Origin of the sequence: Polyangium jinanense (genome assembly GCF_028435265.1) — a bacterium.
Classification (GTDB): domain Bacteria; phylum Myxococcota_A; class Polyangia; order Polyangiales; family Polyangiaceae; genus Polyangium; species Polyangium jinanense.
In genome coordinates this window covers 42,561-68,331 of sequence record NZ_JAGTJK010000029.1, presented here as the reverse complement: position 1 = coordinate 68,331, position 25,771 = coordinate 42,561, and the positions used below count along the sequence as shown (strand labels likewise).

26 protein-coding genes are annotated in these 25,771 nt (G+C 68.8%); 12 read left to right on the top strand and 14 right to left on the bottom strand.

Annotated elements, in window-relative coordinates; genetic code table 11:
* Nucleotides 1-233 precede the first annotated feature (233 nt).
* Entirely contained in the window at nt 234-2,309 is a 2,076-nt protein-coding gene (locus KEG38_RS36125) for a M48 family metalloprotease (RefSeq protein ID WP_272425001.1), read from the top strand.
* A gap of 55 nt (nt 2,310-2,364) precedes the next feature.
* Here KEG38_RS36125 and KEG38_RS36120 read toward each other — a convergent pair whose 3' ends face one another.
* The 5 genes from KEG38_RS36120 to lipA form a co-directional block, all read right to left on the bottom strand.
* Nucleotides 2,365-3,846 (bottom strand): dihydrolipoamide acetyltransferase family protein, encoded by a 1,482-nt coding sequence (locus KEG38_RS36120; RefSeq protein WP_272424944.1) that lies wholly within the window; start codon nt 3,844-3,846, stop codon nt 2,365-2,367.
* 1 nt (nt 3,847) lies between these two features.
* Nucleotides 3,848-4,822 (bottom strand): alpha-ketoacid dehydrogenase subunit beta, encoded by a 975-nt coding sequence (locus KEG38_RS36115; RefSeq protein WP_272424943.1) that lies wholly within the window; start codon nt 4,820-4,822, stop codon nt 3,848-3,850.
* 51 nt (nt 4,823-4,873) lie between these two features.
* A complete protein-coding gene (locus KEG38_RS36110) occupies nt 4,874-6,067 on the bottom strand; it encodes a thiamine pyrophosphate-dependent dehydrogenase E1 component subunit alpha (RefSeq protein ID WP_272424942.1) in 1,194 nt (397 codons plus the stop codon).
* A gap of 203 nt (nt 6,068-6,270) precedes the next feature.
* The gene (locus tag KEG38_RS36105) at nt 6,271-6,843 is read right to left on the bottom strand and encodes a TerB family tellurite resistance protein (protein WP_272424941.1); all 573 of its coding nucleotides are present in this window, start codon (nt 6,841-6,843) and stop codon (nt 6,271-6,273) included.
* Nucleotides 6,844-6,912: 69 nt separating this feature from the next.
* Complete coding sequence (gene lipA / locus KEG38_RS36100; RefSeq protein WP_272424940.1) at nt 6,913-7,989, bottom strand: lipoyl synthase; 1,077 nt, start codon at nt 7,987-7,989, stop codon at nt 6,913-6,915.
* A 139-nt stretch (nt 7,990-8,128) separates the two neighbouring features.
* Between lipA and KEG38_RS36095 the strand changes: the two genes are divergently transcribed.
* The 4 genes from KEG38_RS36095 (at nt 8,129) to KEG38_RS36080 (ending at nt 10,574) form a co-directional block, all read left to right on the top strand.
* A complete protein-coding gene (locus KEG38_RS36095; RefSeq protein ID WP_272424939.1) occupies nt 8,129-8,563 on the top strand; it encodes a XisH family protein in 435 nt (144 codons plus the stop codon).
* Nucleotides 8,533-8,868, top strand: a complete 336-nt coding sequence (locus tag KEG38_RS36090; RefSeq protein ID WP_272424938.1) for a XisI protein — start codon at nt 8,533-8,535, stop codon at nt 8,866-8,868. Before KEG38_RS36095 ends, KEG38_RS36090 begins: the two co-directional genes overlap by 31 nt.
* A 93-nt stretch (nt 8,869-8,961) precedes the next feature.
* A complete protein-coding gene (locus tag KEG38_RS36085; protein WP_272424937.1) occupies nt 8,962-9,435 on the top strand; it encodes a hypothetical protein in 474 nt (157 codons plus the stop codon).
* Nucleotides 9,436-9,800: 365 nt separating this feature from the next.
* The gene (locus tag KEG38_RS36080; protein ID WP_272424936.1) at nt 9,801-10,574 is read left to right on the top strand and encodes a hypothetical protein; all 774 of its coding nucleotides are present in this window, start codon (nt 9,801-9,803) and stop codon (nt 10,572-10,574) included.
* Between the two features lie 3 nt (nt 10,575-10,577).
* On the opposite strand, the gene mtnA is transcribed toward KEG38_RS36080, so the two are convergent.
* The 5 genes from mtnA to KEG38_RS36055 form a co-directional block, all read right to left on the bottom strand.
* Nucleotides 10,578-11,672: an S-methyl-5-thioribose-1-phosphate isomerase gene (mtnA, locus tag KEG38_RS36075; protein WP_272424934.1), complete on the bottom strand. Its 1,095-nt coding sequence runs from the start codon at nt 11,670-11,672 to the stop codon at nt 10,578-10,580.
* Nucleotides 11,669-11,989 (bottom strand): hypothetical protein, encoded by a 321-nt coding sequence (locus KEG38_RS36070; RefSeq protein ID WP_272424933.1) that lies wholly within the window; start codon nt 11,987-11,989, stop codon nt 11,669-11,671. Before KEG38_RS36070 ends, mtnA begins: the two co-directional genes overlap by 4 nt.
* A 4-nt stretch (nt 11,990-11,993) precedes the next feature.
* The gene (locus KEG38_RS36065) at nt 11,994-12,842 is read right to left on the bottom strand and encodes an SDR family oxidoreductase (RefSeq protein WP_272424932.1); all 849 of its coding nucleotides are present in this window, start codon (nt 12,840-12,842) and stop codon (nt 11,994-11,996) included.
* Nucleotides 12,843-12,908: 66 nt separating this feature from the next.
* Nucleotides 12,909-13,745, bottom strand: coding sequence for a hypothetical protein (locus tag KEG38_RS36060; RefSeq protein ID WP_272424931.1), 837 nt, complete (start codon nt 13,743-13,745; stop codon nt 12,909-12,911).
* A gap of 2 nt (nt 13,746-13,747) precedes the next feature.
* Complete coding sequence (locus KEG38_RS36055; protein ID WP_272424930.1) at nt 13,748-15,403, bottom strand: hypothetical protein; 1,656 nt, start codon at nt 15,401-15,403, stop codon at nt 13,748-13,750.
* A 173-nt stretch (nt 15,404-15,576) separates the two neighbouring features.
* Here KEG38_RS36055 and rlmN point away from each other — a divergent pair, with 173 nt between their 5' ends.
* From rlmN to KEG38_RS36040, 3 genes are all read left to right on the top strand, one after another.
* A complete protein-coding gene (gene rlmN, locus KEG38_RS36050; RefSeq protein WP_272424929.1) occupies nt 15,577-16,728 on the top strand; it encodes a 23S rRNA (adenine(2503)-C(2))-methyltransferase RlmN in 1,152 nt (383 codons plus the stop codon).
* A gap of 150 nt (nt 16,729-16,878) precedes the next feature.
* Complete coding sequence (locus tag KEG38_RS36045) at nt 16,879-17,781, top strand: serine/threonine-protein kinase (RefSeq protein WP_272424928.1); 903 nt, start codon at nt 16,879-16,881, stop codon at nt 17,779-17,781.
* Nucleotides 17,778-18,293 (top strand): response regulator, encoded by a 516-nt coding sequence (locus KEG38_RS36040; RefSeq protein WP_272424927.1) that lies wholly within the window; start codon nt 17,778-17,780, stop codon nt 18,291-18,293. The genes KEG38_RS36045 and KEG38_RS36040 overlap by 4 nt, the downstream gene beginning before the upstream one ends.
* Here the strand turns inward: KEG38_RS36040 and KEG38_RS36035 are convergent.
* The 4 genes from KEG38_RS36035 to KEG38_RS36020 all read right to left on the bottom strand — a co-directional run bounded on the left by KEG38_RS36035 (nt 18,283) and on the right by KEG38_RS36020 (nt 21,579).
* Nucleotides 18,283-18,636 carry an Hpt domain-containing protein gene (locus KEG38_RS36035; RefSeq protein ID WP_272424926.1) on the bottom strand — a complete coding sequence of 118 codons (354 nt, stop codon included), beginning with the start codon at nt 18,634-18,636 and terminating at the stop codon, nt 18,283-18,285. The genes KEG38_RS36040 and KEG38_RS36035 overlap by 11 nt on opposite strands.
* 57 nt (nt 18,637-18,693) lie before the next feature.
* On the bottom strand, nt 18,694-19,989 hold the full coding sequence (locus KEG38_RS36030) for a sensor histidine kinase (RefSeq protein WP_272424925.1): 1,296 nt from the start codon (nt 19,987-19,989) through the stop codon (nt 18,694-18,696).
* Between the two features lie 37 nt (nt 19,990-20,026).
* Entirely contained in the window at nt 20,027-20,419 is a 393-nt protein-coding gene (locus KEG38_RS36025) for a response regulator (protein WP_272424924.1), read from the bottom strand.
* Between the two features lie 83 nt (nt 20,420-20,502).
* Nucleotides 20,503-21,579 (bottom strand): VWA domain-containing protein, encoded by a 1,077-nt coding sequence (locus KEG38_RS36020; protein WP_272424923.1) that lies wholly within the window; start codon nt 21,577-21,579, stop codon nt 20,503-20,505.
* Nucleotides 21,580-21,835: 256 nt separating this feature from the next.
* On the opposite strand from KEG38_RS36020, the gene KEG38_RS36015 reads away from it, so the two are divergent.
* Genes KEG38_RS36015 through KEG38_RS36000 form a run of 4 tightly spaced genes read left to right on the top strand, consistent with a single transcriptional unit; the run spans nt 21,836 to nt 25,762 of the window.
* Nucleotides 21,836-22,279 carry a response regulator gene (locus KEG38_RS36015; protein ID WP_272424922.1) on the top strand — a complete coding sequence of 148 codons (444 nt, stop codon included), beginning with the start codon at nt 21,836-21,838 and terminating at the stop codon, nt 22,277-22,279.
* A complete protein-coding gene (locus tag KEG38_RS36010; protein ID WP_272424921.1) occupies nt 22,276-24,666 on the top strand; it encodes a chemotaxis protein CheA in 2,391 nt (796 codons plus the stop codon). Before KEG38_RS36015 ends, KEG38_RS36010 begins: the two co-directional genes overlap by 4 nt.
* The gene (locus tag KEG38_RS36005; protein ID WP_272424920.1) at nt 24,656-25,237 is read left to right on the top strand and encodes a chemotaxis protein CheW; all 582 of its coding nucleotides are present in this window, start codon (nt 24,656-24,658) and stop codon (nt 25,235-25,237) included. The genes KEG38_RS36010 and KEG38_RS36005 overlap by 11 nt, the downstream gene beginning before the upstream one ends.
* 30 nt (nt 25,238-25,267) lie before the next feature.
* Nucleotides 25,268-25,762 (top strand): chemotaxis protein CheW, encoded by a 495-nt coding sequence (locus KEG38_RS36000; RefSeq protein ID WP_272424919.1) that lies wholly within the window; start codon nt 25,268-25,270, stop codon nt 25,760-25,762.
* Nucleotides 25,763-25,771: the final 9 nt, after the last annotated feature.

The following is a 25,771-nucleotide window of genomic DNA, read 5'->3' as shown; positions in this document are numbered from 1 at the left end:
GGGAGCCCAGATTGCGTACGAGGGGGCTCCTCGGCGCTTCGTCTTAGGTGACAACCCCCGGCCGCGTCAACGATCGGCTGCCAAGACGACGGATCGAACAAAAGGTGCCCCAACGGAAGCGGGAGCCCGAACGCCGGTCGGGCTCGCCCGCCGCAGCGGAGCCATCGGGATCGCAATGCCGTGGCCCGGTCGGGTACGATGCGGAAGAACGGGGAGGAGGCACCGTGGGAGGGATGCAGGATACGTCGGGGAAACGTGCTTCGCGGTTTGGAGGAGCGTTGCTCCTCGCCCTCGCGGGTTTGCTCACGTCCGCGGACGGGAAGGCCGCTGACGAGGGAGCCTTCGAGCGGGAGCTCGCCGAGCAGATCCAGAAGCTCGATCCCGACGCGGCAAAGGTGTTTGCCGAGGCAAACGCGGCCCGCGAGCGCGGCGATCTCGCGGGCGCCGCAGAGCTCTACGAGAAGGTGCGCGCGCGCGTGCCGAAGTTCTCGGCCGCGACGCGAAGACTCTGCACGGTGAAGCTCCACCAGGACGCGCGGAACGAGGCCGTCGCGCTCTGTCGCAAGGCGCTCGCGACCGAGGACGTGGCCGAAAACAAGGCCGCGCTGGCGCAAGCGCTCCTGATGCGGCCGCAAGGCACGACGCCGAACATGTCCGAGGTGCGAGAAGCGTTCGAGCTCGCGACCTCGGCCGCGGCGCGAAAACCCGACGACAAGTTCGCCCAGCTCCTCGTCTGCGAGTCCGCGCTCCAGAACAGCCGCTTCGATCACCTGCGGACCTGCTCGCGCGCGCTCGAGCGCATCGCCCCGGAGTTCGCCCCGACGCACCTCTACGCGTCGATGGTCGACGCGTCCGAGGGCAAACTCGGCGACGCCATCGGGAAGCTCGATCGCGCGAAATCGCTGGGCCTCGACGACCAGACCTACACGTCGCTCAAGGGCCAGTACGAGGAGGCGATGCCGTTTTACGAGCGATACGGCACGACGCTCCTCTACGGCTTCCTCGGGTGGCTCGCGGGGCTCGCCGCACTGCTCGGGCTCGGAGGGGTGCTCAGCAAGCTGACGCTGCGCGCGGCGACGGCCGTGCCGAAGTCGGCGGACGAGAACGCGACGGGCGCGGACAAGTGGCTGCGGCGCATCTACGGCGTCGTGCTCTGGGCCTGCTGCGCCTACTACTACATCAGCCTCCCGATCGTGATGTCGCTCGTGCTCGTCGCGGGCGGCGGCATCATTTACGGCTTCGTCGCGATCGGGCGGATCCCCGTGAAGCTCGTGGCGATCGTCGCGATCTTCACGCTCGTGTCGCTCTGGGCGATGCTGAAGAGCATCTTCTTCCGGCCGAAGGAGAGCGAACCCGGCGACAAACTCGACCTCGCCGAGCACCCGAAGCTCTGCGCCGTGCTCGAAGAGGTGGCCGGGCGCATCGGCACGCGGCCGGTGGACAACGTGTACATGACGCCGACGACGGACGTGGGCGTCTTCGAGCGCGGCGGCCTGCTCCGGCAGCTCACGGGGCGCACGGAGCGTTGCCTCGTGCTCGGCGCGGGCGTGCTCGACGGCTTCTCGATCGGCGCGTTCAAGGCCGTCCTGGCGCACGAGTACGGGCATTTCCACAACGAGGACACGGCTGGCGGCGGCTTCGCGCTGGCCGTGCGGCGGAGCGTGTTCACGATGGCGCTCTCGCTCGCGCAGGGCGGAGCCGCGGCCTGGTACAACCCGGCGTGGCTGTTCGTGAGCGGCTTCCACAAGATCTTCCTGCGGATCTCGCAAGGCGCGTCGCGCTTGCAGGAGGTGCTCGCGGATCGATGGGCGGCCTTCGCGTACGGCGCGGAGGCGTTCACGGAGGGCCTGAAGCACGTGATCGAGCGGTCGATCCGCTTCGACGTGCACACGCAAGTCGCGCTCTCCGAGGTGATCCAGGAGAAGCGCGCGCTCGCGAACCTCTACCGCTACCGCGTCCGCGGAAAAACCCCGGAGGAGGCCGAGATCGAGAAGGCGGTCGACGAGGCGATCCACGCCGAGCCCTCGCCCTACGACAGCCACCCGAAGCCCGCAGATCGTTTCGCGTGGGTGAACGCGCTACCGAAGCGCGCGCTCGAGGGCTCACCCGACGACACGCTGGAGGTCTGGGCGCTGTTCGGGGACCGCGCGAAGATCGAGAAGCAGATGACGCAGAAGATCCGCGAAGCCGTGGCGATGAACCACGGCGTGATCATCCCCGCGGGCAAACCGAAGGCGAAGAAAGACGCAGGCGAAGAGGAGACGGACGAGGCGGAGGAGCAGGCCCCGGAGGCAGCCGGGGCCGCTTGACCTCACCCACCCCGGCCCTCCCTCTCCACGCGGTGGAGAGGGAGGGAGAAGGGCCTCAGGCCATTTCGAGGAAGAGGCGATCCGGGTTCTCGAGGTACCCGATGATCTCGTAGGCGAACGCCGCGCCGACGTGGCCGTCGATGATGCGGTGGTCGAAGGACAAACTCAGCAGCATCACGTCGCCGATCACGATCTGACCGTCGCGCACCACCGGCTTCTGCTTCATCTGGTGGATGCCGAGGATCGCGACCTCGGGGAAGTTCAGGATCGGCGTCGCGAAGAGGCCGCCCTGCGCTCCAAGCGAGGTGATCGTGAACGTGGAGCCGCCGAGGTCCTCGGACCGAACCTTGCCGGCCTTCGTGTCGTCGCCGAGGCGCTGGATGTCCCGGGCGATGTCGAGGATGCTCTTCCGATCGGCGCGACGCACGACAGGCACGATGAGTCCCGCGTCGGTGGCCGACGCGATGCCGATGTCGAAGTAGCGGCGCTGCACGATCTCTTGCGTGGTCTCGTCGAAGGCGCTGTTCAGCGAGGGGTGCTTCTTCAGCGCGGCGACGACGGCCTTCACGAAGAACGGCAAGAACGTGAGTTTCACGTTTGCCTTGTCCGCCGCGGGCTTGAGGCGCGCGCGGAGCTCCTTCAGCGCCGTGACGTCGCACTCCTCGACGAACGTGAAGTGCGCCGCGGTGTGCTTCGAGCGGCTCATCTGGTCGAAGATCCGCCTGCGCATGCCGCGCAGCGGGATCCGCTCTTCCAGCGACTCCTCGCCGGCCGGAGGCGGCGGGACCCGCATGGGCGCAGGAGCCTTCGCCGTGACCGGGGCAGGCGCGGCCGCGGGGTGCGGCTCGCCCGCCGCGATGGGCTTCGGCAGCGGCGCGGGCGCCGTCGGAAGCGACTCCGGCACGTGCGCGGTCACGGCCGTGTGCATCGCGAGAGGCACCGGCGTGGTCGCCGTGCTCGCGCCGCGGACGTCGTCCTTCGTGACCCGACCACTCGGGCCCGTGGGCGAGACCCGACGCAGATCCACGCCGAGATCCCGCGCGAGCTTGCGCGTGGCCGGCGTGGCGAGGGGTTTTTCGTTGTAGTACGCGGCCACGGGCGCCGCCGTGATGCCGTTCGTCGTGTGCGAGGAGCCGAGCGGCATGAGGTTCATGCCGGGCAGGTCCTCCTTGATGTCACCGACCGCCGTCGCGGCCGGGCCATCATTCTTCACTGCCTTGGGCGTGCTCGCCGCCGTCGGCTCGGCCGCCACGGCGGGCGCGAGCGCAACCGCAGGCGCGGCCGCGGGTTTGTCGCCGTCGAGATCGAACACGACGAGCACCGAGTGCACGGCGACGACCTGACCCTCCTTGGCGCGCGTTTCCAGGATCTTGCCGGCCTTCGGCGCGGTGATCGTGACGGTCGCTTTGTCCGTCATCACCTCGACCATCGGCTGGTCTTCCTTGACGATGTCGCCCGGCGCGACGAGCCACTTGACGATCTCGCCTTCGGTGACGCCCTCGCCGATGTCGGGCAGCTTGAACTCGAAGCTTGCCATCTCAGTACCTCGCGGTCTCGATGATCGCCGGCAGGATGCGGTGGGAGAGCGGCAGGTACTCCATCTCGAGCGTGTACGGGAACGGCGTGTCGAAGCCGGTCACGCGCTTCGGCGGCGCCTCGAGGTGGAGGAAGGCCTTCTCGTTGATGAGCGCGACGATCTCGCCGCCGAGCCCGCAGCTCTTCGGCGCCTCGTGCACCACGACCACGCGGCCCGTCTTCTTCACCGACGTGAGGATCGTGTCGATGTCGAGCGGCCAGAGCGTGCGCAGGTCGATGATCTCGCAGTCGATGCCCTGCGCCGCCGCCTGGTTCGCCGCGTCGAGCGCCTCGTAGAGCATCGCGCCCCAGACGACGATCGTGACGTGCTGACCCTTGCGCACGACGCTGGCCTTGCCGAGCGGGACCGTGTGATCCCCCTCGGGGACCTCGCCCTTCGCCGCGCGGTAGATGCGCTTCGGCTCGAAGAAGAGGACCGGATCCGGGTCGCGGATCGAGGCGAGGAGCAGGCCCTTCGCGTCGGCCGGGTTCGACGGACAAACCACCTTGAGGCCCGCGACGTGGATGAACTGCGCCTCGGGCGACTGCGAGTGGTAGTGGCCGCCGCGAATGCCGCCGCCCGTGGGCGTGCGGATGACGAGCTTCGCCGGATACTCGCCGCCCGAGCGATAGCGGTACTTCGCCAGCTCGGAGACGATCTGATCGTACGCGGGGAAGATGAAGTCGGAGAACTGGATCTCGGGGACCGGAACCAGGCCGTAGAGGGCCATGCCGATCGCGGTGCCGATGATGCCACCCTCGGACAGCGGGGTGTCGATCACGCGGTCGTCGCCGAACTCGTCGAAGAGGCCCTGCGTGACGCGGAAGACGCCGCCGACCTTCCCGACATCCTCGCCGAGGACGACGACGCGATTGTCGCGCCGCATCTCGTGGCGGAGGGCGTCGTTGATGGCCTGGACCATGTTCATCTGAGGCATCGTGCTATCTCTCCGTGACCTTCTCGAAAGGAGGGCGGGTTTCCCCGAGGATCAGTGGCCGTGCCCCTTGGCGCGCGGGCCGCGCAGAAGCTCGTCCCGCTGCTCTTGCAGGTGCCAGGGCAGCTCGCCGTAGACGTCTTCGAAGAGCGACTCGAGCGGGGGCGCCTGGGTCTTCTCGGAGACCGCGATCGCAGCCTTGAGCTCGGCGTCGAGCTCGGTCTCGAGCTCCTTGTCCTGCGCGTCGGTCCAGCCGATCGTGCGCTCGATGTACCGGCGCAGGCGCGGGATCGGGTCGAGGCGGCGCCAGGAATCGAGGCCCGCCTCGGGCCGGTACGCCTTGGGATCGTCGCTCGTCGAGTGACCTTCGAGCCGGTAGGTGAGCGCCTCGATGATCGTCGGGCCTTCCCCACGCGCGGCACGAGCGACCGCGTCACGCGTCACCTTGACGACGGCGAAGAGGTCGTTGCCGTCGCAACGAACGCCGGGGACGCCGTAGGCGATGCCCTTCTGCGCGAAGGTCTCGCTCGCGGTCTGCCGCTCGGTCGGCACGCTGATGGCCCAGCCGTTGTTGCGGCAGAAGAAGACCGTCGGGGCCTTGAAGACGCCCGCGAAGTTCATGCCGTTGTGGAACTCGTTCGAGCTCGTGGCGCCGTCGCCGAAGTACACGAGGACCGCCGTGTCCTCCTTGCGGGTCTTCGCGGCCCAGGCAAACCCGACGGCCTGCGTGATCTGGGTGCCGATCGGCGAGCTGACCGAGCCGAACTTGCCGCTCTTCCACGTGTAGTGGTCCGGCATCTGGCGACCCTTCACGGGGTCGTTCGCGTTGCCGAACATGTTGTCGACGTACCGCTGGAGGGGCATCCCGCGCCAGAGCGCCGCGGCAAACTCGCGGTAGCACGGGAAGATCCAGTCGTTCTGCCGCATGGCGAAGGCGCTGCCGAGGATGCTCGCCTCCTCGCCCTTGCAGCCGATGTGGAAGCCGATGCGCCCCTGCCGTTGCAGGAGGACGAGGCGCTCGTCGAGCAAGCGCGCGCGCACCATCGCGCGGTAAAGGGTGAGCACCTCGTCGCTGCGAAGACCAGGATCATTCGTCGGATCGAGGGTGCCGTCGTCGCGGAGAACACGCACGACGTCAGGCGCGTGCGCGTCGAGCGGATGCCGCGCGACCGGGTGGGCGGAGCCTTCCATGCTGCCCCCCGAGGCAGTGGAGGCGAGGCTCGATGCGGGTTGGGTGGCAGTGCTCATGATGGCGCCCGGACCGTAGTCAAAGGGCGACAGAATGGCCAGGGGCCAAGCGCAGATCACGCCATTTTACAACACGCCGCGTCGTGACTGCTGCATGTGCGAAGAGCGCGCAGAATAGCCGGCAATCATTGCGCGAATTCGTGCTGCACATGCAGCATGACGGGCATGCACGAGAGGAGGCGTACGCGTCCGCGTGTCACGCTTCAGACGGTGCCGAGCGCTTCGCTGGCTTCCGTGATCACAGCGTCGACCGCCGCCGCGCCGAGCGAGAAGCGCTGCGCGAGACGATCGAGGAGCGCGCGCTCGGAAGGTCGGATGCCGCCCGACGCGCGCGCCATGATCGCCGCGATGCGCAGGACCTCACGCTGATGATCCCGATGCGTGATCATCTGAGCGATGTGTGCGACGCGCTCGTCTTCACTCTCGCGTTGTTGCGCGGAGACAAGCTCGCCGAAGAGGGCCTCGATCTGCTCGGCCGAGACCTTGCCATCGCAGCCGATGCCGATGATCGCGCGAAGCACGGCGTCCTCGGTCGACGAGAGCGGGCCATCGGAGGTGGCCACGAGGTACGCGCTCTCGACGGTGCCCTCGAAGAGCGCAGCCGCCGCAGGATCAAAGCCGGAAGGGGCCGTGGCCTCGTCCCCGATGGGGGCGCTCTGCGCGAGGCGCGCCGCCTGCGCCAGGATCGAGTGCTGCACGCCGCGCGGGGCGTTCGGCCCAGGCCGTGCGATGCACTGCGTGACGCGCTCGATGAACTTCTGGTCAGGGGAGCTCATGCCGGGATCCTTCCCTCAAAGCCCCTTTTCACACACTCTGGACGAAACGCCAAGCCCCGTGCTCGAACGTCACCGACGGACGAGTGACGCAGCCGGGACGAGGCCCGCAGCCTCGGAACGAGCGCCGAGCGGGATCTCGACACTCGAAGGAGAGCCGAGCTCCAGGGCGACGCGCGCAGCCTCCCGACGCGCGACATCGAGCCGCGCATCGAGCTCGGCCTGCACGTCGCCGCCCTCACCGCCCTTGCCCCGCAAGAGGCTGCGCAGGAACACCTCGGCCGCGCGGTAGCTCGACCGAACGAGCGGGCCGGACGCGGCGTAGAGGAACCCCATCGCGAGGGCCTCTTCCTCGTACCGCGCGAAGGTCTCCGGCGGCACGAACCGCAGGACCTCGTGATGCTTGGGCGTGGGCCGGAGATACTGGCCGATGGTGACGACGTCGACGCCGACGCCGCGAAGATCCCGCATGGTCTCGACGACCTCGTCGTCAGTCTCGCCGACGCCGACCATGATGGAGCTCTTCGTGAGTTGACCCTCGATCCCCTGCGCCCGCGCGCGCGCCTTGGCCCGCTCGAGCACGGCGAGGGACTGGTCGTAGCTCGATCGGACGTCACGCACGGTGCGCGTGAGGCGGCGGATGGTCTCGACGTTGTGCGCGAAGACGTCGGGCCGGGCATCGACGACGGTGTCGACAGCGGAGAGATGTCCGCAGAAGTCCCCGACGAGGGTCTCGACGAGGATGTCGGGGCGGAGCGACTTCAAGCGCTGGACGGTGCGGCCGACGTGCTCGGCGCCGCCGTCGAGGAGGTCGTCGCGGTTGACCATGGTCATGACGACGTACTGGAGATCGAGCCGTGCGATTGCGCGCGCGACGTGCTCGGGCTCGCGGGTGTCGACAGCGCCGCGCGGGTTGCCGGTGGTGACGGCGCAGAAGCGGCAGCCGCGGGTGCAAACGTCGCCGAGGAGCATCACCGTCGCCGTGCCCTCGCGCCAGCACTCGCCCACGTTGGGGCAACGCGCTTCCTCGCAGACGGTGTGGAGATCGAGCTCGCGGAAGGTCTGCTTGAGGTGATGGTAGGTGTCGCCGCCCGGCGCGCGAACTTTGAGCCAGGGGGGCTTGGGGGCAAAGCGGGAAGCGGCGGTCATGGGGGAAGGTTCTGGTGCCGTGGAGTCGGGGTGGCAAGGGTGATGTAGGGAGCGAGCAGAACCGCTGAGGACGAGCGGGCAAGACGGCAGCGGTGAGGCGCTGGAGGGGCCCGGACGTGACTGCTACGATCGTTTGCCCATGCTCGCCCGCGACGAGCATCACGAGCACGTGCGCCGCGCGCTCCTGCGAGACGGCTGGACGATCACGCACGACCCGCTCCGTGTTCGATGGGGCGCGCGGGACATGTACATCGATCTCGGCGCCGAGCGGCTGATCGCGGCGGAGAAGGCGGAGCGCAAGATCGCCGTGGAGGTCAAGAGCTTCGGCGGGCTCTCGCCGATCGACGACCTGGAGAAGGCGATCGGGCAGTTCGTCATCTACCACGACGTGCTCGCGGCGGTGGAGCCCGAGCGCACGCTGTACCTCGCGGTGAGCGACCTCGTCTACGACGACATCTTCTCCGAGCCGATCGGGCAGCTCCTCGTGGAGAAGCGGCGGGTCAGGCTCATGGTTTTCAGCACGGAGACGGAGAGCATACGCGAATGGACACCCGAGCCACCGATGGTCAAGTGATCGAGCGCGTGCTGTCGGAGTACGCCGCGATCCCGTACGCACACGGGGACGTGCAGACGCAGACGGTGTTCGACCGGGAGCGCGGGCACTTCCTCTTGATGATCGTAGGGCGCGAGGGGAGGAAGCGGGTGCACGGCTGCCTCGTGCACATCGATCTCGTGGGGGACGATGTGGTGATCCAGCGGGATGGGATCGAGCATGGGATCGCGCCGGAGCTCGTGCGGGGTGGGATCGCGCCGGAGAGGATCGTGCTCGCGTTCCATGTGTACGGGGCGAAGAGGTATTCGGAGTTGTTGGCGGCTTGAGAAGCGAGCGGCGGTCGAGCATGGTGCCATGCGACCGGAGGCGCTATCCATTCATTGACCGAGGAGTCGCTACAGACGAGGAGACCATAACGAATGGCCTACACGCTGGGTTTCGGCAAGCATAAGGACAAGACGCTTGAGTGGCTCTTCTTTAATGACCCCGGGTACGTCTGGTGGATACTGAGCCAAGGCGCGCAGAAGAATCTCAAAGGAGCCGCGCGTACGCGCTTCGACGACCTTGTCCGACGAGCGAAGCATCTCGCGATTCCCGGCAAGTGCGCGCATTGTCCCCAGACCGTCTCCCAGATGAGTCTCACCAGGCATCCAAGCGGAGGACTTGCCTGCGTCGATTTCTTCTGTAGCAGGTGTCACCACGATGGGGGTTCGTTTTCCGTGCTCACCACGCCTGCTTTCTACACGCCGGACTTCTTTAAGAACTACGACAAGCTCGGAGGGAAATTTCTAGTGGATGCCATCAAGTATGCCTACTTCGGCAAGAAGGTCCGAATGACGCAGGCGAAGATGGAGGAGTTCTTTGACAAGCCCAGCAACTTTGTAAACCCGTAGCAGTTATCCTTGCGCGAACACGTGCGCGGGTTGGCCGATTTATTCCGCAGGTAGACCGCTCAAAACGCAACGGCTCTGGCATTGTACCAGACTGGCTTGTTCTCCTCTCGCGAGCCGTGATCGGGCACACGACGGCGCGGCCCGTTCCCCCCGACGCCCCCTCCACGCTCCCCCTCCGTCCCCTGTCCCACCCATGATGCCTCCACCACGGTTCCACTCCGTGGGCTCCCCTCATCGCAACGTTGCTGTCACGGACGCCCCCCGTCCCCCTCCCCCGTCGCAACACTGCTCCCACGGACCGCCACCGTGAATCTTTCCTCCCCCGCGGCGTTCTTCTCGCACCCCTACACCAAGGAGGCACGTCGATGGGAAACCTCAAGGACATCTCCACCGCCCGGATGGTTCGTATCACCGAGGCATGGCTCGACCCCGCGCGTGATCGCCCCACGATCGAAGCGCTCCCCTCGGGCCCCACCCTCATCGGCAAGATCGAAGCTGCCCACGCGGGCCTGCTCTCCACCCAGAAGAAGGACCTCTCCACCTCGAAAGAGCTCGCCACGCTCTCCGACAAACAAGCCGTCGCCGACAAACGACACGACCGCAAGATCCGCGCGTCGTGGTTCGTGCTCACCGGCTTCGCCGAGGCCGCCGACGATCCCAAGGACGCCGAGGCCATCCTCGCCGCACGCGATGAGCTCCTGCCGAACGGACTCAGCGCGACGAAGGAGAGTTATCACGACGAGGCCGGCGCCGTGGAGCTCACGGATGCGCGTATCTCCGAGAAGACACGCGCACTCCTGAAGAAGCTACCCGTGCCCGGCGGCAAGCTCTGGAACGTCGCCGAAGCCTGGTTCGAAGCAGGTCGCGAGCTCGGGCAACTCGAAGATCAGAAGGAAAAACTCACCATCGCCGTCGGCGCCACAGGCCCCTCGAAAATGGACGCCCTCAAGGCGCGCAACTTCTGGATCAAAGTCGCGCGCCACGTCGAGACGACCCTCGAACTGGAAAGCGCGAGCGAGCAGATCGTGAGCGCGATCCTCGGACCCCTGCACGCGGCAGAGAAGGAGACCACGCGACGCGTGCCGTCGAGTGAGCTCCTTGGAAACGATGCCGCGGTGCAACCTGCAGCGCCCGCGTAAAACCTACCCGCTCGCCTCCCCCGCCCGCGCAATCTCCCCCGCGGCAAACTCTCCCCGCTCCGTGAAAATCGCCGTGATCAGCTCGGCCGGCGTCACGTCGAACGCCGGATGCCGCGCTGGCACGCCTTCCGGCACCAGCACCGCGCCTCCCACCCGGACCACCTCGTCCCGGCTGCGCTCCTCGAGCGGGATGTGATCGCCGTCGAACGTCGCGAGGTCGATCGTGCTCCACGGCGCGGCCACGTAAAACGGGACGCCGTGGTGCTTCGCCAGGCAGGCGAGCCCGTACGTGCCGATCTTGTTCGCGATGTCCCCGTTCCGCGCGATGCGGTCCGCGCCCACCACGATCGCCGTGACCTCGCCCCGCCGCAGGAAATAGCCCGCCATCGAGTCCGTGATCACCTCGACCGGGATGCCGTCCTGCGACAGCTCCCACGCCGTCAGACGCGCGCCCTGCAGGTACGGCCGCGTCTCGTCCGCCAGCACCCGCACACGCTTGCCCGCCTCCGCCGCCGCGCGAATCACGCCGAGCGCCGTGCCATAACCGCCCGTCGCCAGCGCGCCCGCGTTGCAATGGGTCAGGATCGTCGCGCCGTCCGGGATCCGTGCCGCGCCGACTCGCCCCATCTGCCGGCACGCTTCGCGGTCCTCCACGTGAATCCGCCGCGCGAGCACCGCGAGCTCCGACACGCGCGCATCGGGCGGGTCGTTCGCGTGCGCCTCGGCCGAGACGAGCATGCGCGAAACCGCCCAAGAGAGGTTCACCGCCGTCGGTCGAGCCGCCACCAGCATGCTCGCCGCACCACGCAGGCCGGCGACGTACCGCTCTCCCGCCGCCGGACGCAGCGCACGCGCGGCGAGCACCATGCCGTAGGCCGCCGCGATCCCGATCGCCGGCGCGCCTCGCACGACCATCGCGCGGATCGCCTCCGCGACCTCCTCGGCCGAGCGCAGGGCCACGTAGACCTCGCGCGCTGGCAGATCCCGCTGGTCGAGGAGGAACACGCGGTCGCAGCTCTCCGCGAGCTCGGCCGCCGAGTAGCCCGCGCCCGAGAGCGCCGGGGCCGGATACCAGGGCGGAGGCGCTACCGTGGTCACGAATGCCCTCCATGCCCGTTCATCGGGCCCTCCGCCGCGCGGGCGAGCTCGAGGCGACCCCGGATCTCCTCCGCCACCATGGCGAAATCTTCGGCCGCATCGGCCTTTTTCCCCTCGAGGTAGGCCCGGAGCCCCTCGATCGCCGTGAGCGCGATGCTCGCGTTCACGCCCTTCTGCGACAGGGCCTCGATCACGTCACCGTTCTTCAGGAGATCCTCGAGATCGTCGAACACGCTCGCGATCTCCCGGGTCGGATCCACCGAGAAGGCGGAGCTCGATCCGATCGTTCGGTCGTCGTCGTCGTCGCTCGAAGACATGGCCTCACTTCTTCTTGTCGACGGTCTCGGTCGTCGTCGGGAGCGCCGAGAACGGGAAATGCGGCGGCTCATGGCCAGGCGCGCACTGGTACTTGGAGAAATCCGTGACGCCCTCGCTGCGCAAAAGCTCCTCGTCGATCCAGGCCTTGCCCGGCCGCGCCGAAGGCTCCTTCGTGATCAACGCGAGCGTCGCGTCTGCGAGGATGTCCGACTTGCGCCAGAACTCCGGGCCGCCGAGGCCGAAGTTGATGGTCGCGTAGCTCTCGATCGCCGTCGCCGGCCAGAGCGCGTTCGCCGTCACGTTGTGCGCCTTCGCCTCTTCCGCGATCCCCAGCGCGATCATCGTCATGCCGAACTTGGAGACCGCGTAGGCCCCATGGTGCGCGATGCCGTTCACGTCCACCGGCGGCGACATCATCACGATGTGCCCCCACTTGCGCTCGATCATGTGCGGCAAGGCCGCACGCGCGAGCGTGAACGAGGCGCGGACGTTGATGCCCATCACGAGGTCGAACTTCTTCACCGGCGTCCCGAGGACGTCCGCCCACCAGAGCGCGCCCGCGTTGTTCACGAGCACGTCGAGCCGGCCGAAATGCGCCGCCGCCTGCGCGACCGCCGCCTCGCACGCGTCCGCGTCGCGCACGTCGAGCTTGATCGGCAGGGCCCGGCGGCCGAGCGCCTCGACCTCCTTGGCCACGCTGTGGATCGTCCCCGGAAGCCGGGGATTCGCCTCGACCTCCGACTTCGCCGCGATGACGACGTCGGCGCCCTCCCGCGCACAAGCGAGCGCGACCGCCCGGCCAATGCCCCGCGAGGCGCCCGTGATGAAGACAACCCTGTTCTCGAGCCGCATGGCGGGTTCCATACTGCACGCCGGCACCCTCCGCGACGGATTTCGTCGCGCCAGGGGTGCGCGCCGTCAACGCCGGCCCTTGCTCCGCTTTCGCGTCCCCGAAACGATACGAGCCGCGTCGCGGGGAGGCTTCTTGCTCGCCTCCAAGAGACCCGCGATCCGCGCGGCCTCCGCGTTTTTCAGCCCTCCCCGGCGCAGCGCCGTGATGGCCTGCGATACGACCTCGCGCGTCTCCGGGCGCTTCGAGGACGTTTTCGCTTCGAGCCACGCGACGACCTCGGGGAAGCGCGCCGCGAACACCGCGACCTCGGCCGGCATCGCCTCGCGCAACGTGCGCAGGCCCTGGGATCGCTCCGCCGCGCGCGGGGAGACGTCGGCGAGCATGAACGCCTCGTCGAGCCGCGCGATCACCTCCTCCGGCCCGCGCAGGCGATCGAGGACCTCACGATCCGCGAGCGCATCGAGCACCACGTGCGCGTGGAAGTAGCCGTCCGTCCAGGTCGCGAGCTCGCGCAGCGTCTCCTCGCCCTTCCCGAGGAGCACCTCCCGCAGGGCGGAGGCGATGCCCATCCGGACGAGGTGCCGCGGCTCGTCCGCGAGGTCGTGCAGCGTGCCCATCGCGCCGCGCGCATCGAGCCCCACGAGCACTCGCTGGGCGAGCGCGTGTGCCGCGACGATCACCGGAAACTCGCCGGGCGCGGCGAGCAGCGCGCGAACGAGCGCGTCCGCCTTGCCGCGACGTGATGCGATCGCGATGCCTGCCGTACGGGCGAACTCGAGGTTCGGACGGGTGCCGGGCAGGTTCGAGTGTCGATCGAGCACATCGAGGAGGCCACGTAGAGGGCCACCGGCGAGGACCTGATCAAGGGCCGCGTCGAGTTTGCTGGGTTGTGCTTCGGGCATTCTCAGAATCCGATGGTGGCGCCGACCTCGGGCGTCAGCACGAACGTGACCACGGGGAGCGTCACGTTCGCGCGCAGGCCAACGCTGATCGCGACCCGCTCGAGGGGCGCATACTGGAGCCCGCCGCCGAGCGCGAGAAATCCCTGCCCCGCTTGCTTGTACGCCTTCAAGGTCTGGATCCGCGGCTCGACGTACGTGCCCTCGTAGGTCGGGTTGCCGGGCCTCGTGCACGGGCTGTTCTGGTCGGACGGGTTCGCCGCGCCGCAGGCGACGCCGTCCTCGAGGACCTCGACGTTGACGGGCGTGTCGATCTGCGCAAGCCCGGCCGCGGCGAAGACGAACGGGCGCGCGCCGAGGCTTTCAAACGGGGTCTTGCCGATGAAGTAGCTGCCGCGCAGCTCCGCGTGCACCGGCAAAAAGCTCGCGGACTCGGCGCTCGACGTGCGGAACGCGAAGCCGACGCGCACGCCCGCCAGGATGTTGTCGAGGAACAGCCGGTCGTAGCCGGCGACGACGCGGATCGTGGAGAGCGCGAGGCCCGCGGACACGTCGTTCGCGACGCCGGGCGTGGGCGCGCCGAGGTATCGGCTCCCGTCGCCGCGCACGCACACGAAGTGATCACGCTCCTGCACGTCGACCGTGCAGACGTCCTTGCCCGAGAAGATCGAGATGTCCGGCGCGATCGTGATCGAGACCCAGTTCTTCCGCGGGCCCGTGTCCTTCGGCTCCTCGCCGCCGCCTGCGAGCTTCTGCGTGCACTCGCCGGCGACGCACGAATACCCCGCGTTGCACTGGTTGTCGTCGAGGCACTGCTTCGGCCCCGACTCGACCTTCACGCAAAGCTCGGGCGGCGCGAAGCCGGGCCAGCTCGGCGGCTCGCCCTCGATGCGCGCCTTGATCGCCGTGCGGAGGGGCTGCGTGCGCGAGCCCGCGCCCGTCACGATCGCGCCGTCCGCGTCGGTGATCGTGATGTAATAGTCGAGGTTGCCTTCCTTCGTGACCTCGGTGCACGGCACGTTGATGCCGAAGCCGAACTCGCCGACCTTCTTCATCACGAGCGTCTTCCAGTCGCTCGCGCCCGGGGCGAGGTAGTTGACCGCGACCTTCTTCGCGTCCTGGATCAGCTCGGGAGCGAGCCGCACGTAGAGCGGCAGCGGCGTGTCGACGCGCTGCTCGGGCGGTGTCGTGTGCGTCATGCCCTGGCCCGAAGGCGCGGGTTGTCCCCCTGCGGAAGGCCCGGGCGCGCCGTCGAGCTTGAGCTGCTTGCGCGCGTTCTCGTACGCGTACCTCACCTCGCCCGAGCTCATGTCCTCGTCGGGCTTCACCGTCTTGTCGAGGGAGAGCGCCTCGACGAACACCTCACGCGCGTCCTCGAGCTGCTTCTTGCCACCCGCGAGCACCACGCCGAGCGCCACGAGCGCCCGCGCCTTTACACTCGGCGTGCACTTGTCCGCGCCGCACGCGTCGATCGCCGTCCGGAGTCGCTTTTCAGCCTGGTCGAACTTCGTCTCCAGGTAGTCGACATCCATCGCCTGCGTGATGGCCTTCTCGGCCTGCGCGTCCTTCGGCGCCGCCGCGCGCGCAGGCAGGGCGCAGAGGAGCGGAGAGCCGAACGCGAGCACAAGCAGGGCACGGTGTGCGAGACCCAAAGGACGCATCGGGCGAACTCTACCTTAACGGCACGTGGAGCCGAAAGAACTCGGACCCCACTGCACCACAGGTTGTCCACAGGGCTGTGGAAAAGGTGAGGACGAAGGCTCGGACAGCCTGGTCGTTCCGACGGGTCCCTGGGTGACTGCCGCGCCGGCCGTCGCCGTAGTAACAGAGGGGCGTGGACGTTCTCGACAAGCGCGGGGGGATCCCGCTGGTCTCGCGCGCCGCCCGCGGCGACGCGCTCCTCGCCTCGCACGACGCAGGCTCGCTCGCCGAGCGCCTCGTCGCAGCCGGCGGAGCTCCCTCGGCCGCGCGCTCGGCCGCTGCGCGGATCGTCCGGCATGCGTTCTTCCGCGACCTCGCCGAGGTGCCCTGGGGCCCCGACGTCTTCGCCGGGCTCGGCATCGGCGCCTGGGCCCACGCGACGCTCGCCGCGCTCGATCCCGCACCCGCGCTCGCGCTGCACGAGCGCGCGCCGGCCGAGGACGGCACGATCCGGCTGCTCTTTCGCGCCCGGGACGGCGCCCTCGTCGAGTCGGTCCTCATCCCCGGCCCCGGCCGCACCACGCTCTGCATCTCCAGCCAGGTCGGCTGCGCGCGCGCCTGCGCGTTCTGCGAGACCGGCCGGCTCGGGCTCGAACGGCAGCTCTCGACGGGCGAGATCATCGACCAAGTCCGGCTCGCCCGCGCGCTCTGGAACGAGGCCGGCGGCGCGCCGCCGCTCTCGAACCTCGTGTTCATGGGCATGGGCGAGCCCTTCGACAACCTGCCCGAGGTGCTGCGCGCGCTCCGCTTGCTCACGGACGATCGCGCCTTCGCCTTCGCGCCCTCGCGCGTCACGGTGAGCACCGTCGGCGTCGCCGACAAACTGCCCGCGTTCTTCGCCGGCACGCGCGCCGAGCTCGCCGTGAGCCTCAACGCGCCGGACGACGAGCGACGCCGCGCGATCATGCCCATCAACGCGCGCTTCCCGCTCGCTGCGCTTCGCGACGCGATCCTCGCCGCGCTCCCGCACGGACGCCGCGTGCTCTTCGAGTACGTGCTCTTCGACCGCTGGAACGACGCGCCCGAGGACGCCGATTTGCTCGCCGCCTACGTCCGCGGGATTCGCTGCCGCGTGAACGTGATCCCGTGCAATCCCGGCCCCGATCCGGCGCTCCGCCCGCCCGCGCCCGAGCGGCTCGACGCCTTCGTCGCGCGGCTCTCGTCGCACGGCGTGACCACGCTCGTCCGAAGGCCGCGCGGCCGCGACGTCGGCGGCGCGTGTGGCCAGCTCGCGGGCGCGCGGCGCGCCGAGCGCGAACGAAGCAGCTTGCCCGAGGGCGCCTGACGCAGCAGCGGCTTCACCTTCGACGACGGAAGCCCGGAGGAATCCGCATCACAGGCGCCCGCGCCCGCGTTTCTTTTCACTCGCGACGCCCGAGCAGCCGGCCTAAAAAAGAAAAGGGCCGGCACATTTTCAAGCCGGGGCGGGCAGCTCATGAGCATACCTTCGTCGCCAGACAGATCCGGCGAAGCCTACGTCGATACGTCGTCCCTCGACGAGTTCGGCAACGTGATCGACGCGCCCTCGCGGCCCTCGATCACGCCCGAGCCGGGCTCGCTCGTGGCTGGCACGTACCACGTCGAACGAGAGCTCGGCCGCGGCGGCATGGGGGTCGTCTACCGCGCGCGCGACACCTGGCTCGATCGGACGGTGGCGCTGAAGCTCATCGTGCCGACGTGGGACGACGCGCTCGCGGAGCAGAAGCTCCAGCAGGAAGCGAAGGCGCTCGCGACGCTGCGGGATCAACACGTCGTGCAGGTGTACGCGTTCGGCCGCCACGGGCGCTCGTACTTCTTCGCGATGGAGTACGTCGCAGGCCGCTCACTCGAGGCGATCCTCGACGACTACCGGCAGCGCCAGAGCTTCCTTCCGCAACACCGCGCGCTCACCATCCTGAGCCGCATCGCCGACGGGCTCGACGCCGCGCACGCGCGCGGCATCGTCCATCGCGACGTGAAGCCCGGCAACATCGTCATCGAGGAGGACACCGGCAGGCCCGTGCTCATCGATTTCGGGCTCGCACAGCAGTCGTCGGATCCGGATCCCGAAACGATCGAAGGCACGCCGATCTACATGGCCCCCGAGCAAGCCGGGCTCGGCGCCGACGGGATCACGGTAGGCCCGTGGAGCGACATCTATGCGCTCGGATGCGTGGCGTTCGAGCTGCTCACGGGGCGCACGCCCTACCTCGACCGCAACATCGTGCGGCTCCTGCAGGCCCATCAGCGCGCGCCCATTCCCCTCGCCTCGTCGGTGCGCCCGAGCTCGCTCCGTTCGATGCGGTGCTCTCTCGCGCGCTCGCGAAACACCCCGTCGATCGGTATCCGAGCTGCGTGACGTTCGCGCGTGACCTCGTCCGCGCAGGCTCCCCCAAGGCCGCCGCGGCGCCGTCGATCCAGGAGCCGCCGCCGAGCACCCGGATGCCCGGGGAGAACATCCTCCGGCCGATCCGCGTCCTCGCGGTGGACGACGATCCCGCGTTCGGCAAGTTCGCCGCCAAGGCGGCCGAGCTCGCCTTGAAGGGCCGATCGGTGCGCATCCGCGTCGCGCGCTCGGGCCAGGATGCTCTCGACGCCGCGCGCGACGAGCCGCCCGATCTCGTGCTGCTCGACCTCGACATGCCCGACCTCGACGGCGTGGACACGCTCTCGCACCTGCGCGCCTTGCCGCGCGGCGATCACGCGCGTGTCGTCGTCTTGAGCGGCCGCGTCGGCCCGCAGGAGCGCTGGAAGTTCGCGGTCCTCGGCGTACGCGAGTTCGTGGCGAAGCCGATCGATCTGCGCCGCCTCGTCGACACGATCGACGGCATCGTCGAGCGGGCCAGCTGGGGCGCGGCCCCTACGGCTTGAGCGCGGCGCCCGCGCGATCACACGCCGCGCGGGCGCTCGCGAGCGCGCGCTCGATCTCGGGCCACGCTTGCTCCGGGGGCAACCAGCCGCCCTGGATGCCGAGCAGCCCGTCCTCGATGAGGCCAGCGGCGTCGCTGATGTCCTGAAACCGGTATGATCCCGCGGTCCCGCGCAGCGCGTGCGCCCTCGACACCGCGACGCGCATCGCGTCCTTCGCGCTCCCCTGCTTCGCCGCGGACACGACCTCGGCGAGCTGCTCCAGGAGCCCCGGCAGCTCCGCCAGGTACTCCCTGCGTAATTCCAGGAGCGCCGCTCGGATCTCGTCGTCCTTCGTATGCGCCATCGGGTGCGTCGATCATAGGCGGAGTCGGCGAGGCAGGCCCCGAGATTTCGACCAGATCTACATTTCGCTCGGCGCTGTGAGGCTCGGCCGCGTGTCCCGCGGCGGCAACTCGAACCAGAATGTGCTGCCTTGCCCGAGCGTCGACGCGACCCCGATCGTACCCCCGTGCTGCTCGACGATCGCCTTCGAGATCGCGAGCCCGAGCCCCGTGCCGCCGACTTTGCGCGGGCCATGGCCGCCGAGCTGCTCGAACCGGTTGAAGAGCCGCGCGAGGTCCGCCTCCGCGATCCCGGGTCCGCGATCGCGCACGCCGAAGCGCACGTGGCCGGTCGCCGTCGCCTCCGCGAAGAGCTCGACCCGCGCCTCGGACGGCGAGAACTTGAGGGCATTGGACATCAGGTTCGTGAGCACCTGAGCGATCCGGTCCTCATCCGCCACGAGGTCGAGATCTCCCCGCACCTCCGCCCAGAGCTCGACCTTGGCCTCCGCGGCCACGGGAGAAAGGCTCTCGACGAGGCTGGAAACGAGCCGCCGCACGTCGACGTGCTTCGGCGTGAGCTCGAGCTTGCCCGCTTCGATCTTCTCCAGGTCGAGGAAGTCGTTGATGAGCCGCACGAGCCTGTCGGTGTTCGTCCGGGCGATGTTCACGACCTCCATCGCCTCGTCGGGCAGGGCGCCGAGCACCCCGCCTTCCAGCAGGCCGAGCGCGCCGCGGATCGAGGTGAGCGGCGTCCGCAGCTCGTGCGCGACCGTCGAGACGAACTCGTCTTTGATGCGCTCGATCACCTTGCGTTGCTCGATCACTGCCTGCGCCTCGCGCGCCCGTGCAACGAGTTCGCCGTTCAACTTTGCAAGCCGCCCGTTCGCGCGGCGAAGGTCGATCTGCGCGGCCACCTGACGCGCGAGCGCCGAGAGCGCGCTTCGTTGATCGTCATCGAGCTGGCGCGGGCCGTTGTCGATGACGCAAAGCGTCCCGATGTTGTGACCGTCCGCGGTCGCGAGCGGCGCGCCCGCGTAAAACCGCACGTTCGGCGCGCCGGTCACGAGCGGATTGTCCGCGAACCGCTCGTCGTCATACGCGTCGGGGACGAGGAACAGCTCATCTCCAAGGATCGCGTGCGCGCAGAACGCCACCTCGCGCGGCGTCTCGCTCGCGTCGAGCCCGACCTTCGACTTGAACCACTGACGCTCACGATCGACGAGCGAGACGAGCGCGATGGGCGTGCGGCAAATCGAGGCCGCGAGGCGCGTGAGATCGTCGAAGGCACGCTCGGGCGGCGTGTCGAGGATCGCCGCGTCGCTCAGGGCCGCGAGCCGCTCGATCTCGTCGGCAGGGGCAGGGGCTGCTTTCATGTCGGTTCCCGTGTCCCTTGCACGCGGTGAGCCACGATCAAGCCCGTGGGCCCGCGTACGAAGCGAGGATGTCCCGGATTTGTCCGGGCAGGGCCATCGGATCGAAGGGCTTGGGGATGACGCCCGCGGCGCCGAGCTCGCGGTAGCGATCGACCTCGTGCTTCTGCACCTTCGCGGTCATGAAGATGATCGGGATCGCGGCCGTGGCTTCGCGCGCGCGGAGCTCGAGGAGCGTCTCCTGGCCATCCATGTCGGGCATCATCACGTCGAGCAGGATCACGTCGGGTGCTTCGCGCGCCGCGGCCTCCAGCGCTTCGTGACCGGAGGACGCGAGCACGACCTTCCATTTGCCGACGCCCTTCAGGCTCAGCTCACCAATTCGCCGGATGTGCGGCTCGTCATCGACCAGCAGCACCTTCGAAACGGGCATGCGTCCTCCCCTCGAAATGAACGAGGCCCGCGAGCATACCTCGATGCGCGCGGGCCTTGCTGGGCCGATGTTTCGGCGTCGTGTTACTTGGCGGCTTCGGCCGGCTTCGGCGCCGGCTCCTTCAGGTCGAAGGCCGGAGGCGCCTTCGGATCGCAGTCGGGCGGAGGCCCGAAGCCGTCGGCGTTGAACTTGTACTCGACCTCGCCGGAGCCCTCGGGATCCTTCTTGCTGATCGCCTCGATCGTGACCTCGTGCTCACCCTTGCGGGCCGGCGTGCAGTACGAGAGCAGGTAGAAGCGCTTCATGTGCGCCTCGATGCGCGCGGCCATCTTGTCGAAGGCCTCCTTGACCTTCGCCTGATCGGTCGCGAGCTCGGTCCCGTCGCGCCCGATCTCGTCGAGCTTCGCCTTGCCGATCTCGGCGCCGACGCCGATCGCATAGATCTGGTAGTTCTCGTACTCGTCCTTGCCCATGTCGTCCTTCATCTGGTCGCGGGTCACGCGCGCGGCGCGATCCGTGCCGTCCGAGAAGACGACGAGCGAGCCGAACTTGAGCGGGCGCTTGTCCTTGTCGAGCTCCTTCTTGAGCGTCGCGAGGCCCTCGACGACGGCGCCGTGCAGGTTCGTCGACGGGTCCTTGGGCTTGTAGCTGCGCAGCCCTTCGAGACCACCCTCGACCGAGCCTTGCGCCTCGGTGAAGGGCACGACGGAGTGGATCTTCTCCGAGCCGTCGAAGGCGTACACGCCGACCTTCTGCGTCTTGCCGACGCGCTCGGCGAAGGCCTTCGCGGCATCGACGAGCGCGTCCGCCTGCCCGGACTCGGTCACGCTGCCGCTCATGTCCACGAGCAGCATCGTGTACATGACGGCCGCGACCTCCGGGTTCTGGATCGTCTGCTTGCTCTCGAAGGCCGAGACGAGCTCGCCGTCCTCGTAGATCTTGAAGTCCTCGGCGGCGAGGCCACCGACGGGCTTGTCCTTGCCCGCGTCGACCGTGAAGAAGACCCAGACGTTGTTGGGCTTCTTCTGCGCCGAGTTGATGAGACGGACGTTCAAGCCGCCCCCGCACGCAGCGAGGAGAAGCGCGAGGAGCGACACGAGCGTCACCCAGGCGTAGGAAGAGGTACCCGCGCCGAGCGCGGCCTTGTTTCTGTCGTTCACGGATCGCATTAGGGCAGGACCTTCGAGGGCCTGTCAATTCGCGGCGCGTGGGATCGTCCGTGACCACGGTTCCCACCCCGGGTCACGAGGCGCGCGGGCTCGGCCCGCTTCCGCCCTGGCGTTCCCCCCGCGAGGGCACATTTCCGGGCAAGAAATCAGCGTCGGTCAGAGACCGGTCACGCCGCGGCCCCCCCGGGGCGCGCGGAGCTCCGCCAAAAACCTCCTGATCGCGGGGCGTTTCCGCTAACCTCACGGCATGGCTCGTATCCTGGTCGTCGAGGACTCCTCTGCGTTCCGGGCGTTCATCCGCGCGGCGCTCGAGGATGCGCCGGGGCTCTTCGCAACGAGCCCGGACGACACGCACGGCGAGGTGGAGGTCGTCGAGGCTGCCAGCGGGTTCGACGCGCTCCGCCTCCTGCCGCGCGGGCACTACGACCTCGTGATCACCGACATCAACATGCCGGACATCAACGGGCTCGAGCTCCTGCGGTTCATGCGCGACAGCGAGCGGCACCGGAAGGTCGCCACGATCGTCATCTCGACGCAATCCTCCGAAAAGGACCGGGCGCGCGGCCTCGCGCTCGGCGCCGACGCGTTCCTCGCGAAGCCCTTCACGGTGGAGGCGCTGCAGCGCGCCATCACGACGATCCTGCAAGCGCGGAGCTCCCTTCCGGCCGAGAGCAGCGAGGGGTCGCGTTGACGAGCGAGAGCGAACGCGCGCGCGAGGAGTTCTTCTCCGAGGCGCAGGAGATCGTCGAAGGGCTCGGGCGAGATCTGCTCGCGCTCGACGAGGCGCAGAAGTCCGGCCACGTCGACCCGGATCTGATCAACGACGTCTTCCGCGCCGTGCACACGCTGAAGGGCCTCGCGGGCCTGTTCGGCGCGACGCGGATGTCGAGCCTCTCGCACAAGCTCGAGGAACTGCTCGACGATCTGCGCCTCGGCAAGGTCGACGTCACGGCCCCCGTGCTCGACCTGCTCTTCCTCTCGGTGCAGCTCTACGGCAAGCTGCTCCAGGCCGAGAAAGAGGGCCGCGACCAGCCGATGCCCGAGCTCGAAAAGCTGCTCGCGCAGCTCGATCGCGGCGCGAGCACAGGCGGCGGAGGGGGCAGCGGCGGGCACATCATCGACCCGAACCTGCTCGCGGTGCTCACCGAGTTCGAAGAGCACAAGCTCAAGACGAACATCGCGCAGGGCAACACGCTCTACCGGCTGAAGGTGCGGTTCCAGCTCGCGACGATCGACCAGGGGCTCGACGAGCTCAAGGCGACCGCGAAGCCGCACGGCGACATCATCACGTACCTGCCCGCGAGCGACGGCGACGACATCGACTCGATCACGCTCGAGATCCTGATGGGTTCGCGCGCGTCGGCGGGGACGCTTCGGAACGCGCTCCACCACCTCGGCGTGGAGGTCGAGGAGCTGCCGCGGCAGGGCGGAGGGCCCGCACCCGCGCCCGCGCCCGCGCCGGCCGTCTCTGCGCCCGTGCCGGCGCATCACATCCCCACGCCCACGCCTTCGCCGCCGCCGGTCGCGCCGAGCGGCACGCCGAGCGCGATGCCGCCGCTCGGCCATGCGCCGCTCGACATGACGGCGCCGCATCCCTTCCCGGCGCCGCGCCTCGATACGAGCGCGAGCATCCCGCCGAAAGCGCAGGAGCTCGGCACGATCAAGAGCGTCGCGCAGACGGTACGCGTCGACATCCAGAAGCTCGACGTCCTGATGAACATCGTCGGCGAGCTGTCGATCGTGCGCACGGAGCTCGAGCGCCTGCTCGAGAAGATGCGCGACGCGCACACGAACCGCGAGCTCCGGATCAACCTGCATCGGCTGCAGCGTGACTTCGAGCGCAACGTCATCAGCCTGCGCCGCGGGATCCTCGAGGTCCGCATGGTCCCGCTCGGCCAGGTCTTCGACAAACTCGCGCGCGTGGCCCGGCAGATCAGCCGCGAGGCCGGCAAGCAGGTGAACCTCGTCATCACGGGCGCCGAGACCGAGGTCGACAAGCTCATCGTCGAGGAGCTCAGCGATCCGCTCATGCACATGATGCGGAACGCGATCGATCACGGCATCGAGGAGCGCGAGATGCGCGAGGCGGTGAACAAGCCCGCCGTGGGCACGATCGCGCTGAACGCGTTCCAGAAGGGCAACCACGTCGTCATCGAGATCGAGGACGACGGCAAGGGCATCGACACGGAACGCCTGCTGGAGAAGGCGATCCGGATGGGCGTCGTGCAGGCGGACGAGGCGCGCACGATGAGCCGCCGCGAGGTCCTGAACCTCATCTTCGTCCCGGGCCTCTCGACGAAGAGCTCCGTCAGCGAGATCAGCGGCCGCGGCGTCGGCATGGACGTCGTCAAGACGAACATCTCGAAGCTCGGCGGCGTGATCGACGTCCAGAGCGAGCCGGGCATCGGCACGAAGTTCACGGTGACCCTGCCGATCACGCTGGCGATCATCAGCGCGCTCATCGTGAAGGTGAGCGACCAGCAGTTCGCCATCCCGCTCGCGAACGTGCAGGAAGCCGTGTGGCTCGACGTCGAGGCCGTGCGCGTGATCGACGGCCGCGAAGCCGTCACCTTGCGCGGCAGCACGCTCCAGCTCTGCTACCTCGCGCGCCTCTTCGGCCTCTCGGACACGCCGGACTCGAGCGGCACCGGCCCCTTTGGCACGAGCATGGGCATGGATGCGCCGCCGATGGGCCATGCCGGGGTCCCGCCGCGCGGCTCGCTGCGCAGCGAGAGCATCCGCCAGGACTACGCGGCCGCGGCCTTCCCGTACCGCCCCGCGGGCAGCTCGTCGCCCTCTGCGCGGACCGCGCTCGCGCCGCGGCAGAAGCGTCGGTTCATCGTCGTCACCGCGGTCGGCACCCGCCGCCTCGGCCTCGTCGTCGACTCGCTCGTCGGCGAGCAGGACGTCGTCATCAAGGGCCTCGGCCCGAGCCTCAAGAACGTCGCGGGCTTCGCGGGCGCCACGCAGCTCGCCGACCAGCGCATCGCGCTCGTGCTCGACGCGCCCGCGCTCGTCGAGGAGATGTTCGCGCACGCGGATCGTGCCCGCATGCACGGAGGGACCCATGGCTTCTAACCTGGCCCGCCGCACCTCCTCCGCGGTAGTCCCCGCTGCCGCGGGCACCAAGCGCAAGAAGGCGCAGCGCGATCGTGGCCCTATCACCGAGTACCTCGCGTTCCGCCTCGCGGGCGACGTCTACGCCGCGCCGGTCTCGATCATTCGCGAGATCCTGAAGCTGCACCCGCTCACGCCCGTGCCGCGCGCGCCCTCGTCGATCATGGGCATCATCAGCGTGCGCGGGCAGCTCGTCACGGTGATCGATCTGCGCCGCCGCCTGCGCCTCTCCGAGGGGCCCGTCACGAGCAAGGCGCGCATCCTGCTCGTCGATCCGATGGGCGTGGAGCTGCTCGGCCTCTACGTCGACGAGGTCTTGCAGGTCTATCGCCTCGCCGACAGCGAGATCGAGCACACGGCGACGGCGCTCGGCGGCGAGGTCGCGAGTTACATCGCCGGCATCGCGCGTCCTGCGCAGGCGCAGGCGCCGCAGCAGGAGGGGAAGGGGGTCGCGTTGAAGAGCGTGGGCGTTGTTCGGCAGAACGCGTCCGTGATCATCCTGCTCGATTTGAAGGTGGTGCTTTCGTCCTGACGGCTCGCCGATCAGGAGAGACGGACCCAGATGCCCGACTATGGCCAGAGACACCGCGCCGATCCCCAGAAGAGCCTCGTCGGCTTCGTCGTAGGGGACGTGCACTACGCGATCGGGATCGGCCAGGTGCGCGAGATCGTGAACCCCTTGCCGGTCACGCCGCTCCCGCACACGCCGCCCGAGGTCTCCGGCGTGGCCGATCACCGCGGCGACGTCGTGCCCGTCCTCGATCTGCGCGTGCGCTTCGGCTTGCCGCCCACCGAGCCGACCCGCTCGACGAAGTGGATCCTCGTCGACGCCGGCGTGCGCATGGTCGGCCTCATCGTCGACGCCGTCTCCGAGGTCTTCGGCACCGGCGCCGACGAGATCCGCCCGACGCCTCCGGTCGGCGGCGGCCGCGATCTGCGCGGCATCTCGGGCGTCACGAACCACAACGGGCTGCTCGTCTTCGTGCTCGATACGAAGCGGTTCACGGAAATCGTCGACGACATCGCCGATGTCCTGCCGCCGTTGGACGACTTGTGAGGAGAGCGC

Bases quoted from the DNA above. Each gene is read 5' to 3' on its own strand.
- KEG38_RS36035 (WP_272424926.1), bottom strand. From the start codon at position 18,636: ATGGCGCATACGAAGGACGACGAGATCCGAGCGGCGCTCCTGGAATTA.
- KEG38_RS36085 (WP_272424937.1), top strand. From the start codon at position 8,962: ATGGCCTACACGCTGGGTTTCGGCAAGCATAAGGACAAGACGCTTGAG.
- KEG38_RS36080 (WP_272424936.1), top strand. From the start codon at position 9,801: ATGGGAAACCTCAAGGACATCTCCACCGCCCGGATGGTTCGTATCACC.
- KEG38_RS36115 (WP_272424943.1), bottom strand. From the start codon at position 4,822: ATGCCTCAGATGAACATGGTCCAGGCCATCAACGACGCCCTCCGCCAC.
- KEG38_RS36060 (WP_272424931.1), bottom strand. From the start codon at position 13,745: ATGCCCGAAGCACAACCCAGCAAACTCGACGCGGCCCTTGATCAGGTC.
- lipA (WP_272424940.1), bottom strand. From the start codon at position 7,989: ATGACCGCCGCTTCCCGCTTTGCCCCCAAGCCCCCCTGGCTCAAAGTT.
- KEG38_RS36070 (WP_272424933.1), bottom strand. From the start codon at position 11,989: ATGTCTTCGAGCGACGACGACGACGACCGAACGATCGGATCGAGCTCC.
- KEG38_RS36000 (WP_272424919.1), top strand. From the start codon at position 25,268: ATGCCCGACTATGGCCAGAGACACCGCGCCGATCCCCAGAAGAGCCTC.
- KEG38_RS36120 (WP_272424944.1), bottom strand. From the start codon at position 3,846: ATGGCAAGCTTCGAGTTCAAGCTGCCCGACATCGGCGAGGGCGTCACC.
- KEG38_RS36005 (WP_272424920.1), top strand. From the start codon at position 24,656: ATGGCTTCTAACCTGGCCCGCCGCACCTCCTCCGCGGTAGTCCCCGCT.
- KEG38_RS36055 (WP_272424930.1), bottom strand. From the start codon at position 15,403: ATGCGTCCTTTGGGTCTCGCACACCGTGCCCTGCTTGTGCTCGCGTTC.
- KEG38_RS36125 (WP_272425001.1), top strand. From the start codon at position 234: ATGCAGGATACGTCGGGGAAACGTGCTTCGCGGTTTGGAGGAGCGTTG.
- KEG38_RS36015 (WP_272424922.1), top strand. From the start codon at position 21,836: ATGGCTCGTATCCTGGTCGTCGAGGACTCCTCTGCGTTCCGGGCGTTC.
- KEG38_RS36030 (WP_272424925.1), bottom strand. From the start codon at position 19,989: ATGAAAGCAGCCCCTGCCCCTGCCGACGAGATCGAGCGGCTCGCGGCC.
- KEG38_RS36090 (WP_272424938.1), top strand. From the start codon at position 8,533: ATGGACACCCGAGCCACCGATGGTCAAGTGATCGAGCGCGTGCTGTCG.
- KEG38_RS36025 (WP_272424924.1), bottom strand. From the start codon at position 20,419: ATGCCCGTTTCGAAGGTGCTGCTGGTCGATGACGAGCCGCACATCCGG.
- KEG38_RS36045 (WP_272424928.1), top strand. From the start codon at position 16,879: ATGAGCATACCTTCGTCGCCAGACAGATCCGGCGAAGCCTACGTCGAT.
- KEG38_RS36105 (WP_272424941.1), bottom strand. From the start codon at position 6,843: ATGAGCTCCCCTGACCAGAAGTTCATCGAGCGCGTCACGCAGTGCATC.
- KEG38_RS36065 (WP_272424932.1), bottom strand. From the start codon at position 12,842: ATGCGGCTCGAGAACAGGGTTGTCTTCATCACGGGCGCCTCGCGGGGC.
- KEG38_RS36110 (WP_272424942.1), bottom strand. From the start codon at position 6,067: ATGAGCACTGCCACCCAACCCGCATCGAGCCTCGCCTCCACTGCCTCG.
- KEG38_RS36095 (WP_272424939.1), top strand. From the start codon at position 8,129: ATGCTCGCCCGCGACGAGCATCACGAGCACGTGCGCCGCGCGCTCCTG.